11 protein-coding genes are annotated in these 12,111 nt (G+C 60.9%); 9 read left to right on the top strand and 2 right to left on the bottom strand.

Annotated features, from left to right (window positions below; genetic code table 11):
- Positions 1 to 64: 64 nt before the first annotated feature.
- Both HU766_RS00055 and HU766_RS00050 read right to left on the bottom strand, forming a co-directional pair.
- Complete coding sequence (locus HU766_RS00055; protein WP_047583985.1) at positions 65 to 343, bottom strand: TfoX/Sxy family protein; 279 nt, start codon at positions 341 to 343, stop codon at positions 65 to 67.
- 215 nt (positions 344 to 558) lie between these two features.
- On the bottom strand, positions 559 to 2,121 hold the full coding sequence (locus HU766_RS00050) for an AAA family ATPase (RefSeq protein WP_186652586.1): 1,563 nt from the start codon (positions 2,119 to 2,121) through the stop codon (positions 559 to 561).
- A 116-nt stretch (positions 2,122 to 2,237) separates the two neighbouring features.
- Between HU766_RS00050 and mrcB the strand changes: the two genes are divergently transcribed.
- From mrcB to msrQ, 9 genes are all read left to right on the top strand, one after another.
- On the top strand, positions 2,238 to 4,559 hold the full coding sequence (gene mrcB / locus HU766_RS00045; RefSeq protein ID WP_033701549.1) for a penicillin-binding protein 1B: 2,322 nt from the start codon (positions 2,238 to 2,240) through the stop codon (positions 4,557 to 4,559).
- A 15-nt stretch (positions 4,560 to 4,574) separates the two neighbouring features.
- A complete protein-coding gene (locus HU766_RS00040; protein WP_186652585.1) occupies positions 4,575 to 5,363 on the top strand; it encodes a tetratricopeptide repeat protein in 789 nt (262 codons plus the stop codon).
- Positions 5,363 to 5,689: a YqcC family protein gene (locus HU766_RS00035; RefSeq protein ID WP_186652584.1), complete on the top strand. Its 327-nt coding sequence runs from the start codon at positions 5,363 to 5,365 to the stop codon at positions 5,687 to 5,689. Before HU766_RS00040 ends, HU766_RS00035 begins: the two co-directional genes overlap by 1 nt.
- A 414-nt stretch (positions 5,690 to 6,103) precedes the next feature.
- On the top strand, positions 6,104 to 7,828 hold the full coding sequence (locus HU766_RS00030) for an acetolactate synthase 3 large subunit (protein ID WP_033702567.1): 1,725 nt from the start codon (positions 6,104 to 6,106) through the stop codon (positions 7,826 to 7,828).
- Position 7,829: 1 nt separating this feature from the next.
- The gene (ilvN, locus tag HU766_RS00025; protein ID WP_003250040.1) at positions 7,830 to 8,321 is read left to right on the top strand and encodes an acetolactate synthase small subunit; all 492 of its coding nucleotides are present in this window, start codon (positions 7,830 to 7,832) and stop codon (positions 8,319 to 8,321) included.
- 55 nt (positions 8,322 to 8,376) lie between these two features.
- Positions 8,377 to 9,393: a ketol-acid reductoisomerase gene (gene ilvC / locus HU766_RS00020; RefSeq protein ID WP_033701544.1), complete on the top strand. Its 1,017-nt coding sequence runs from the start codon at positions 8,377 to 8,379 to the stop codon at positions 9,391 to 9,393.
- Positions 9,394 to 9,542: 149 nt separating this feature from the next.
- The gene (gene pssA, locus HU766_RS00015) at positions 9,543 to 10,394 is read left to right on the top strand and encodes a CDP-diacylglycerol--serine O-phosphatidyltransferase (RefSeq protein ID WP_027594991.1); all 852 of its coding nucleotides are present in this window, start codon (positions 9,543 to 9,545) and stop codon (positions 10,392 to 10,394) included.
- A 79-nt stretch (positions 10,395 to 10,473) separates the two neighbouring features.
- Entirely contained in the window at positions 10,474 to 11,487 is a 1,014-nt protein-coding gene (gene msrP / locus HU766_RS00010; RefSeq protein WP_186652583.1) for a protein-methionine-sulfoxide reductase catalytic subunit MsrP, read from the top strand.
- Positions 11,487 to 12,101 (top strand): protein-methionine-sulfoxide reductase heme-binding subunit MsrQ, encoded by a 615-nt coding sequence (msrQ, locus tag HU766_RS00005; RefSeq protein ID WP_186652582.1) that lies wholly within the window; start codon positions 11,487 to 11,489, stop codon positions 12,099 to 12,101. Before msrP ends, msrQ begins: the two co-directional genes overlap by 1 nt.
- The last annotated feature ends 10 nt before the right edge of the window (positions 12,102 to 12,111 follow it).

Below are 12,111 nucleotides of genomic sequence, written 5' to 3'. Positions count from 1 at the left end.
AGTCTCGCGACCAGTTGTGATAATCATAACGATTCTCATTTCGGAGTCAATCCCCTGCACAGGTTTATTTTGAATTTTTTTGCGGAGGTCTTTTTTCATCCAGTTGTTGATTGAGCGCTTCCTTTCGTTCGATCGGCAAATCATTCCAGTGCATGTCCAGCAACGCGCCTTCTATGGCGTACAACAGCACTTTAGAGGCCCGGAACCCTCGCGTTTTTACCGCCTGGTACGCACCCACCGCGCCCAGGCGGCGCAAATCCGACGCACTGTGGATACCGGCTGCGTGCAACCACTGCGCAGAGGTCTTGCCAAGATTCTTCAGATGCTGCAATTCATCGTTCATCGAGCCTCCTTGCGATGGCTGAACGGGTCTTGGGGATAAATCGCGAGCAGGTCAGAGAGGAGTGTAGCGGGGCTTGGAAAATGCGCGGCTTTTTGCCATCTGTGGCGACGAGCAGCCCTGAATACGGGGCCTCTGGCTTTCAGTAGCCGCCTCTTTTGGTGTGGCAGGGCCCCAGTGGGGCGGGTTTACCCGCTACCACAGGGGCCCTGCGAGGATTACAGGCCCGGCAAGCGCTGACGCACCTGTTCGATCACCTGGTCCATGCTGGCACCTTCCTGGGTGTCGACGCGCTTGCTGACCAGCAGTTCTTCCTCGCTCAACGCATCACGGCTGGCCTGTTGCGCCTTGACCACCTCCAGGGTGGCGTCCGACGGGTCGCTGTTTGCGGCTTGGCGCTGGGCCAGCCAGCTGGCAATGACCGCCTCCGGTGCGTGGCAATCGAGGATCAAGAAGGGGACGCCCGTCTGGTTGGCGACATCTGCCGCCGCCTGGCGCTGTTCACGCTTGAGGTAGGTGGCATCCAGCACGACCGGGAAGCCCGCGCGCAATACCGTCTCCGCTACCTCGTGCAGGCGCTGGTAGGTGGCGGCACTGGCATCCTGGTCATAGATGCCGGCAGTCAGCTGGCCGACGTTTGCTTGCTGCTGTTCGCCGAACAGGCGCTTGCGCTCGACATCGGAGCGCACGCGGATCGCGCCCAGGGCCTCGACCAGGCGCATCGCCACGTGGCTCTTGCCCACTGCCGAGACGCCATGGGTGATGGCCAACAGCCGCGAAGGGATGGCGCTGTAGCTTTCCGCCAGGTTGGCGTAGTTGCGGTAGGTGCGCAGGGTCGTGGCGCGTTGCACGCCATCGGCATCGGCCGGCATGCTGAACAGCGCCACCTTGGCGCGCACCAAGGCGCGGTAGGCCTTGTAGAAGTTCAGCACTTCCAGGCCTTCATAATCGCCGGTCAGTTCCAGGTACTGGCTGACGAAGCGCCGGGCCAGGCACTTGAGGCCGCGGTCTTCCAAGTCCATGGCCAGGAAGCCGGTGTCGGCCCAGACGTCGGTCATGCGGAACGGTTCGTTGAACTCGATGCAGTCGAAGATCACCACCTTGCCGTTGATCACGGTGGCGTTGCCCAGGTGGATGTCACCGTGGCATTCACGGGTGAAGCCATTGGCCTTGCGGGCCGCGAACAGGCCTTGGAGCCGCTCGAAGCTGCTACGTGCCCAGGCCTGGAGGTTGTCCAGTTGCTGCAGGTCGGCCTTGTCAGTGAGGAATGGGCGGATCTGTTCGAAATTCTGCTCGACCGGGGCCATCACGCTTTCAGGTGAGCCGTAAGGTTGCTCTGCCGGCACCTTGGGCGTCTGCAGGTGGAATTCGGCAACCTGCCGGGCCATCTGGTCGATGTGCTCGGCGTTGAGCTCGCCGTTGGCCTGCAAGGTGCTGAGCATCTGCCCTTGGGGGAACTGGCGCATCTTCAGTGCGTACTCGATGGCCTCGCCCTCGCCGCCGATTTGCGGGGCTTCGGCACTGCCGGTGATCGGCAGCACTTCAAGGTACAGGTCTTCGGTCAGGCGCTGGTTCAGGCGCAATTCTTCGTTACAGAAATGCGCGCGCTGATCCAGGCGGGTGAAGTCGAGGAAGCCGAAGTTCATTGGCTTCTTGACCTTGTAGGCGTAGTCGCCAGTCAGCAGGACCCAGGAGATATGCGTCTCGATGAGTTGGAACCCATCCACGGGGTGAGGGTAGAGGGCTGGGTTCTGCAACGCAGTAATAAGAGCTTGGCTCACGGGAAATCCTTCCGAGGGCAGGGAATTCGAATGCGCCATTATGGTCAATGGTGCCGTCCCTGCATACCGCCGGGGGCGCCTGCCCAGCCTTTACAAAGTGCGTATAATCCGCCGCCATGACTCGAACTCGAAACGCTCGTACCCCTCAGAAACGCCCGACCGGCCGCTCTCGCGCCTGGCTGGGCTGGGCTTTGAAGCTCAGCCTGGTCGGCCTGGTGATCATCGCCGGCTTCGCGGTTTACCTCGATGCTGTCGTCCAGGAAAAGTTCTCCGGCAAGCGCTGGACCATCCCGGCCAAGGTGTATGCCCGGCCGTTGGAGCTGTTCGTCGGCCAAAAACTGAGCAAGAACGACTTCCTCACCGAACTCGACGCCCTTGGCTATCGCCGTGAAAGCGCGGCCAACGGCCCGGGCGCAGCGGCAGTCAACGGTAATACCGTCGACCTCAATACCCGTGGCTTCCAGTTCTACGAAGGGATGGAGCCGGCGCAGTTCGTGCGCGTGCGCTTCTCTGGCGATTATGTCGCCGGGCTTTCCGGCGCCAACAACGGCAAGCTCGATGTGGTACGCCTGGAGCCGCTGATGATCGGCGGCATTTACCCGAAAAACCTCGAAGACCGCATCCTGATCAAGATCGATCAGGTGCCGCCGTACCTGCTCGAAACCCTGGTGGCAACCGAGGACCGCGACTTCTACAGCCACTTTGGCGTGTCGCCCAAGTCCATCGCCCGTGCGGTGTGGGTCAACACCTCGTCCGGGGCCATGCGCCAGGGCGGCAGTACCCTGACCCAGCAGTTGGTGAAGAACTTCTACCTCACCAGCGAGCGCAGCCTCAGTCGCAAGCTGACTGAAGCGATGATGGCCGTGCTGCTGGAGCTGCATTACGACAAGCGCGAGATCCTCGAGGCCTACCTCAACGAGGTATTCGTCGGCCAAGACGGCCAGCGTGCGGTGCATGGCTTCGGCCTGGCCAGCCAGTTCTTCTTCAGCCAACCGCTGTCAGAGCTCAAGCTGCACCAGATCGCCTTGCTGGTGGGCATGGTCAAGGGGCCGTCCTACTACAACCCGCGGCGTTATCCTGACCGCGCCCTGGCCCGTCGTAACCTGGTGCTCGACCTGCTGGCCGAGCAGGGCGTGGCGAGCAAGGACGTGATCGAGGCGGCGAAGAAGATGCCGCTGGGCGTGACCAAGCGCGGCAGCCTGGCAGACAGCTCGTTCCCGGCGTTCCTCGACCTGGTCAAGCGCCAGTTGCGCCAGGACTACCGCGACGAAGACTTGACCGAAGAAGGCCTGCGTATCTTCACCAGCTTCGACCCGATCCTGCAGATGAAGGCCGAAACCTCGATGAACGAGACCTTCAAGCGCCTGGCCGGGCGCAAGGGGGCTGACGAGGTCGAGTCGGCGATGGTCGTGACCAACCCGGAAACCGGGGAAGTCCAAGCGCTGATCGGCAGCCGTCTGTCGGGCTTTGCCGGCTTCAACCGGGCCATCGACGCAGTGCGGCCGATCGGTTCACTGGTCAAGCCGGCGGTGTACCTGACCGCCCTGGAGCAGCCCAGCAAATACACCCTGACCAGTTGGATACAGGACGAGCCGTTCTCGGTCAAAGGGGCCAACGGCCAGGTTTGGCGCCCGCAGAACTATGACCGCCGGCCCCATGGCACCATTTATCTGTACCAGGGCCTGGCCAACTCCTACAACCTGTCGACGGCCAAGCTCGGCCTGGAAGTGGGCGTGCCCAATGTGATCAAGACCATTGGTCGGCTGGGCGTGAATGTCGATTGGCCAGCCTTCCCGGCGATGCTGCTGGGGGCCGGTGGCATGTCGCCGATGCAGGTCGCGACCATGTACCAGACGATTGCCAATGGTGGTTTCAACACGCCGATGCGCGGTATCCGCAGCGTGCTGACCGCCGAGGGCGAACCGCTCAAGCGCTACCCGTTCCAGATTCAGCAAACCTTCGACCCGGGTTCCATCTACTTGGTACAGAACGCCATGCAACGGGTGATGCGCGAAGGTACCGGCCGTTCGGTGTACAACGTGTTGCCGCGTTCGCTCACCCTGGCCGGCAAGACCGGTACCAGCAACGACTCGCGTGACAGCTGGTTCTCCGGCTTCAGCCAGGACCTGCTGGCGGTGGTGTGGATGGGCCGCGACGATAACGGCAAGACGCCGTTCACCGGTGCCACTGGCGCCCTGCAGGTCTGGACCAGCTTCATGAAGAAGGCCGACCCGTTGCCGCTGGACATGCCGCAGCCGGACAACATCGTGCAAGCCTGGATCGACCCGTACAGCGGGCAAGGTTCTGATGGCAGCTGTCCGGGAGCGGTGCAGATGCCGTATATTCGCGGCAGCGAACCGCCCGCCGGGGCAACCTGTGGCGGTGAGCAGAATCCGGCAGAATCGGTCATGGACTGGGTCAAAGGCTGGATGAATTAAGCGCGAGCTGCATTGATGAGGTGTGAAGTGAATAAGTGGCTGTTTCCTGCCTTGACGGCGTTGGTTGTGCTTCAGGGTTGCTCCAGCGTCCAGCGTGGCAATATCCCGGTGGTCGACTCGAGCACGCGCGTGTCCAACAGTGAACGCGTAACGGCCAACCGCTCGGCGGCTGGCATGAACAGCGGCACCTCACACGCGCAAACGCTGCCTGAGGACTCCGGCGTGACCGTGATGATTCCGCAGGGTGCCGGTGCCTCGGGCATCCAGACGTTCCCGGCCGCCAATGGGGCGGCACCGATCAGCGCCATGCCGATTACCCCTGGCCCGGTCTCCACCGGGCCGATGACCACCAACCCCAACCCGATTGCCGACGAACCGTTCGACATCGCGTCGATGAACAGCACGGCGAAAGCCAGCAGCGCACCGACCGGTATTCCGCGTAGCACTGCCGCAGCCGGTGGGCTGTCTGCCGATGAACAGCTCGACGGGCCAGTGCTGGCGCTGTTGACCACTGCCCAGCAACAACAGGGCAGTGGCGACTTCAATGGTGCTTCGTCGAGCCTGGAGCGTGCCCAGCGTATCGCGCCGCGCGAACCGCAGGTGCTGTTCCGCCTGGCCCAGGTGCGCCTGGCCCAGGGTGATGCCGCGCAGGCCGAGCAGTTGGCCCGCCGAGCCCTGACCTATGCCAATGGCCGCCCTGACCTGCAGGCCGAACTGTGGAACACCATCGCCCAGGCCCGCGAGAAGCAAGGTGACAGTGCCGGTGCGGCGCTGGCGCGGCAGAAGGCACGGGTGAACTCGTAATGATCGAGCAACGCATTCTGGACATCGCCGACCACCTGCTGCTGATCGAGCGTGAACTGAAGGTGCAGGGCTGGTGGGACGATGAGCCGCCCAGCGATGAAGCGCTGGCCAGTACCGTGCCCTTCGCGGTCGACACCATGAGCCTGGAGCAGTGGCTGCAATGGATCTTCCTGCCGCGCATGAAGATCATCATCGAGCTCGGCCAGCCGCTGCCTAACGCGTCGGGCATTCTGGTAATGGCCGAAACGGTGTTCACCGATCGCCCGGAGCAGAGTCGCGAGCTACGGCGCCTGCTAGCAGAGTTCGATCAATTGATCGCTGCTTGAGCCTGATTTCTTCTCTTTTTCCTTCAAGGGCCGCAGATTGTGGCCCTTTTTTATGGAAATCTTCTTAATTCTGCTGCTGCTATCCTTTTTAGTGGTGGCAGGAATTCATCTTGAGGAAAAATTGGCAATAATTTTTCTTGACTTGTAGCCGCCAAATCACAAGAATCCAACTTCCGCTGTAGAGGGACTGCCAGAAGCAGACCCGCTAAGCAGATCATGAGGCGCACACCCGCGCCGACCTGTAACACCCCGCAACGCGTTACCTCGCGCTGGGTGGGAAAACCCCGCAACACTCTGGGGCGCTCCCAATACTTGCTCAGTCAGTGCTGACGTTCGCTCGTGCTCTGCTTGGCAGTAAACCTATTAAGACCCGTCCACTAGGGACGGTATTCTGGCGTTTTAGAGGTGAACAACGTGGAGCTTTTATCTGGCGCTGAGATGGTCGTCCGCTTCTTGCGTGACGAAGGCGTTAAGCACATCTACGGGTACCCTGGCGGTGCTCTTCTTCATGTTTACGACGCCCTGTTCAAGGAACCGGAAGTCGAACACATCCTGGTTCGTCACGAACAGGCTGCGACCCATATGGCGGACGGCTACGCCCGTGCCACCGGCAAGGCCGGTGTGGTGCTGGTAACCTCCGGCCCGGGTGCGACCAATGCCATCACCGGCATTGCCACCGCCTACATGGATTCGATTCCGATGGTCATCCTCTCCGGCCAGGTGCCTAGCACCATGGTGGGTACCGATGCCTTCCAGGAAACCGACATGATCGGTATCTCGCGGCCGATCGTGAAGCACAGCTTCATGATCAAGAACGCCACCGAGATCCCTGAAGTTCTGAAAAAAGCCTTCTATCTGGCGCAATCCGGCCGTCCCGGCCCGGTCGTGGTCGACATTCCAAAAGATATGACCAACCCGGCCGAGAAGTTCGAGTACGTCTATCCGAAGAAGGTCAAGCTGCGCTCCTACAGCCCGGCGGTACGTGGCCACTCCGGCCAGATCCGCAAGGCCGCCGAGATGCTGCTGGCTGCCAAGCGCCCCATCGTCTATGCCGGTGGTGGCGTGATCCTCGGCGGTGGCTCCGAAGCCCTGACCGAAATCGCCAAGTCGCTGAACCTGCCGGTTACCAATACCCTCATGGGTCTGGGTAGCTACCCGGGTACCGACCGTCAGTTCGTCGGCATGCTCGGCATGCACGGCAGCTTCACGGCCAACATGGCCATGCACAATGCCGACGTCATCTTCGCCGTCGGCGCGCGCTTCGATGACCGCGTGGTCAACGGCCCGGCCAAGTTCTGCCCGAATGCCAAGATCATCCACATCGACATCGACCCGGCGTCGATTTCGAAGATGATCAAGGCCGACGTGCCTATCGTGGGCCCGGTCGACAGCGTCTTGAACGAGATGCTCGGCATCCTCAAGGAAATCGGCGAGCAGCCTGACAAGGCCGCCGCAGAAGCCTGGTGGAAGCAGATCGACGAGTGGCGTGGCGATGGCGACCTGTTCCCTTACAACAAAGGGGACGGCAGCGTCATCAAGCCGCAGACCGTGATCGAAACCCTGTGCGAAGTGACCAAGGGCGATGCCTTCGTCACCTCCGACGTTGGCCAGCATCAGATGTTCGCGGCGCAGTACTACCGCTTCAACAAGCCGAACCGCTGGATCAACTCCGGTGGCCTGGGCACCATGGGCTTCGGTTTCCCGGCGGCCATGGGCGTCAAGCTCAACTTCCCGGATCAGGACGTGGCGTGCGTCACTGGCGAAGGCAGTATCCAGATGAACATCCAGGAGCTGTCTACCTGCATGCAGTACGGCCTGCCGGTAAAAATCGTCAACCTGAACAACGGTGTATTGGGCATGGTCCGCCAGTGGCAGGACATGGCGTACAACGGCCGTCATTCGCACTCCTATGTCGAGTCGCTGCCTGACTTCATCAAGCTGGCCGAGGCCTATGGCCATGTGGGTATCCGCATCACCAGCCTGAAGGACCTCAAGCCGAAGCTGGAAGAGGCGTTTGCGATGAAGGACCGCCTGGTGTTCATCGACATCGCGGTTGACCGTACCGAGCACGTCTATCCGATGCAGATCAAGGATGGCTCGATGCGTGACATGTGGCTGAGCAAGACGGAGCGTACCTGATATGCGGCACATCATTTCCCTGCTGCTGGAAAACGAACCCGGTGCCTTGTCTCGCGTCGTTGGCCTGTTCTCCCAGCGTAACTACAACATTGAAAGCCTGACCGTGGCGCCGACCGAAGACCCGACCCTGTCGCGTCTGACGCTGACCACCGTTGGCCATGACGAAGTGATCGAGCAGATCACCAAGAACCTGAACAAGCTCGTCGAAGTGGTGAAGCTTGTCGACCTGTCGGAAAGTGCTCATATCGAGCGCGAACTGATGCTGGTCAAGGTCAAGGCCACCGGAGCCCAGCGCGCCGAAATCAAGCGCACCACGGATATCTTCCGTGGCCAGATCGTCGATGTGACCGCCAGTGTGTACACCGTGCAACTGAGCGGCACCAGCGACAAACTGGACAGCTTCATCCAGGCCATCGGCACCGCATCGATTCTCGAAACCGTGCGCAGTGGCGTCACCGGCATTGCCCGTGGCGACAAAGTGCTCAGCATCTAAATTCAAAAATTAGCGATGGCTCCGCAGGGGCCGAGATATAACCAGGGGTATTTTCATGAAAGTTTTCTACGATAAAGACTGCGACCTTTCCATCATCCAGGGTAAGAAAGTCGCCATCATCGGTTACGGTTCCCAAGGCCACGCCCAGGCGTGCAACCTGAAAGACTCCGGTGTAGACGTTACCGTCGGTCTGCGTAAAGGCTCGGCCACCGTTGCCAAGGCCGAAGCCCACGGTCTGAAAGTTGCCGACGTGGCTACCGCTGTCGCTGCTGCCGACCTGGTCATGATCCTGACCCCGGACGAGTTCCAAGGCGCTCTGTACAAGAACGAGATCGAGCCGAACATCAAGAAAGGCGCCACCCTGGCCTTCTCCCACGGCTTCTCTATCCACTACAACCAGGTTGTTCCGCGTGCCGACCTCGACGTGATCATGATCGCGCCGAAAGCCCCGGGCCACACCGTGCGTTCCGAGTTCGTCAAAGGCGGCGGCATCCCTGACCTGATCGCTATCTACCAGGACGCTTCCGGCAACGCCAAAAACGTTGCGCTGTCCTACGCTGCAGGCGTCGGTGGCGGCCGTACCGGCATCATCGAAACCACCTTCAAGGACGAGACTGAAACCGACCTGTTCGGTGAGCAGGCTGTTCTGTGTGGCGGTACCGTCGAGCTGGTCAAAGCCGGCTTCGAAACCCTGGTCGAAGCGGGCTACGCGCCAGAAATGGCTTACTTCGAGTGCCTGCACGAGCTGAAGCTGATCGTTGACCTCATGTACGAAGGCGGCATCGCCAACATGAACTACTCGATCTCGAACAACGCCGAGTACGGTGAGTACGTCACCGGCCCAGAAGTCATCAACGAAGAATCCCGCAAGGCCATGCGCAACGCTCTGAAGCGCATCCAGGACGGCGAGTACGCGAAGATGTTCATCTCCGAAGGTGCCACCAACTACCCATCGATGACCGCCAAGCGCCGCAACAACGCTGCCCACGGCATCGAAGTCATCGGCGAGCAACTGCGCTCGATGATGCCTTGGATCTCGGCGAACAAGATCGTCGACAAAGCCAAGAACTAAGTTTCTCGCAACATGAAAAACGCGGCTTCGGCCGCGTTTTTTCGTTTAGGCAGCCGGCATCTGGTATAAAGCAGACCAGTGGCCTGCCGTCAGAACCTGTTTCGCAGGCCCGTGTCGAACATATTCCACCCTGTTGCAAGGTACCCTACATGAGCGAACGTCCCGAAGAGCCGAACAAGCCCTCCGACGCCGAAAGCCTGCTACCTGTCGATGAGCACATTGAAGAAGGCCATGACGCCGAAGGGCGCAAGGTCCGGCATCGCGGCATTTATTTGCTGCCTAACCTGTTCACCACCGCCAACCTGTTCGCCGGCTTCTATTCCATCATCAACTCGATGAGCGCGCAGAGTGCGCTGAGCGCCGGTGACCCGCGCGAGGCAAGCAAGTACTTCGCCTTCGCCGCCATCGCTATCTTCGTTGCCATGGTGCTCGATGGCCTTGATGGCCGTGTAGCACGCATGACCAACACCCAGAGCGCCTTCGGCGCCGAGTACGATTCGCTGTCGGACATGGTCGCCTTCGGTGTGGCCCCGGCGCTGCTGGCCTTTGGCTGGGCACTGGGCGACATGGGCAAGGTCGGCTGGATGGTCGCCTTCATCTATGTGGCGGGCGCCGCTCTGCGGCTGGCGCGCTTCAACACCCAGGTGGGTACCGCCGACAAGCGTTACTTCATCGGCCTGGCCAGCCCCGCGGCTGCCGGGGTGGTTGCAGGTACCGTGTGGGCCTTCAGTGACTACGGCATCCAGGGCTCCAAGCTGTCGTTCCTGGTGGCGCTGCTGGTTGCGGCTGCGGGCATGCTGATGGTCAGTAACATCAAGTACAACAGCTTCAAGGAGCTCGACCTCAAAGGGCGCGTGCCGTTTGTGGCTATCCTGGCTGTGGTGCTGGTATTCGCGGTGGTCTTCAGTGACCCGCCCCGCATTCTGCTGCTGATCTTCCTTGCCTACGCGGCGTCTGGGCCGATCCAGTTCCTGCTGCGGTCTCGCCGTCGTAAGTCGTGACAATGATTTAATGATGGAATAACCCTCCGGCTCCATAGTCTTACTGGTACATCCGTTATCCAGTGCTGTGGAGCCGTCCATGCTCATCAAGCTACCCAGGTCGTCCGAGTGCAATGCATCGGAGATCACCCCCGAAGGTCTCTATCTCTCTCGTCGCAGCTTGCTCGGTGGTTCGCTGGCAGGGCTAGCCCTGGGCGCACTGCCAGGCCTGGCGCATGCGGCCGAGGCCAGCCGTTACGCTGATGTCGAGGCGGGCGCCGCACCAGGCTGGTTCAGCGACAAGCTTGCTGCCACGCAATGGCAGGCGGTAACGGTCAAGGGCGAGGCCATCACCCCGTTCAAAGATGCGACCCAGTACAACAACTTCTATGAGTTCGGGCCTGACAAGGGCGACCCAGCGGCCAATGGCGATAGCTTGAAGACCGAGCCGTGGTCGGTGGTGGTCGATGGCGAGGTTGGTAAGCCAGGGCGCTATGCCCTCGAAGACTTCGTCAAGCCGTATCAGCTCGAAGAGCGCATCTACCGGTTGCGCTGTGTCGAGGCCTGGTCAATGGTCATCCCCTGGCTTGGCTTCCCGCTGGCGCAGGTACTCAAACAGGTAGAGCCGACATCGAAAGCGCGCTACGTGCGATTCGAGACGTTGAAGGACCCGGAGCATATGCCCGGGCAGCGCTCAGGCTTTGCCTTGATCGACTGGCCTTATAGAGAAGGGTTGCGCCTGGATGAGGCGATGCACCCCTTGGCGATTCTGGCGGTGGGCATGTATGGCCGCGAGCTGGCTAACCAGAATGGCGCGCCGCTGCGGCTGGTGGTGCCGTGGAAGTATGGGTTCAAGAGCATCAAGTCGATCGTGCGTATCAGCTTGGTGGCCGAGCAGCCGCAAACCACCTGGGAGGGGCTGGCGCCAGACGAGTATGGCTTCTATGCCAACGTCAACCCGGAAGTCGATCACCCGCGTTGGAGCCAGGCGCGTGAACGCCGTTTACCCAGTGGCCTGTTCAGCCCCAATGTGCGGCAGACCCAGATGTTCAATGGCTACGCCGATGAGGTGGCGTCGCTGTATACCGGCCTCGACCTGCGGAAGAACTATTGATGCGTTATCCCCGGTTGCGCCTGGCCATCTTTATAGTGGGGTGCGCGTTGCCGCTTTGGTGGTTGTATGAAGCGGCGATGAGCCTGCTGGGGCCTGACCCGGGCAAGATCCTGATGGACCGGCTGGGTTTGGGTGCGCTGACGTTCTTGCTGGTGACGTTGAGCATGACGCCGTTGCAGCGGCTGACCGGGTGGTCGGGCTGGATCGTCGTGCGCCGGCAGCTGGGGTTGTGGTGTTTTGCTTATATCGTGCTGCACATCCTTTGTTATCTGTTCTTTATTCTGGGGTTGGACTGGGGGCAGTTGGCTGTCGAGCTACGCAAGCGGCCCTACATTTTAGTGGGTGCGCTGGGTTTTCTTGGTTTGCTGGCCCTGGCGGTCACCTCCAATCGGTACAGCCAGCGGCGGTTGGGCGCCCGTTGGAAAAAGCTGCACAAGCTGGTGTATGTGATTCTGGGGTTGGGGTTGCTGCATTTTCTGTGGATTGTGCGCTCGGACCTGCGGGAGTGGGCTATCTATGCGGGCATTGGTGGTTTGCTGATGGTATTGCGGATTCCCGCAGTGGCGCGGCGCGTGCCGCGGTTGGTGGGGCGGCGGGGGAGAGTGGCTTCGTAGGGGCTATGCT

The sequence above is a fragment of the Pseudomonas sp. SWRI77 genome (genome assembly GCF_014269105.1).
Taxonomy (GTDB): domain Bacteria; phylum Pseudomonadota; class Gammaproteobacteria; order Pseudomonadales; family Pseudomonadaceae; genus Aquipseudomonas; species Aquipseudomonas capeferrum.
This window is presented reverse-complemented; position numbering and strand designations above follow the sequence as displayed.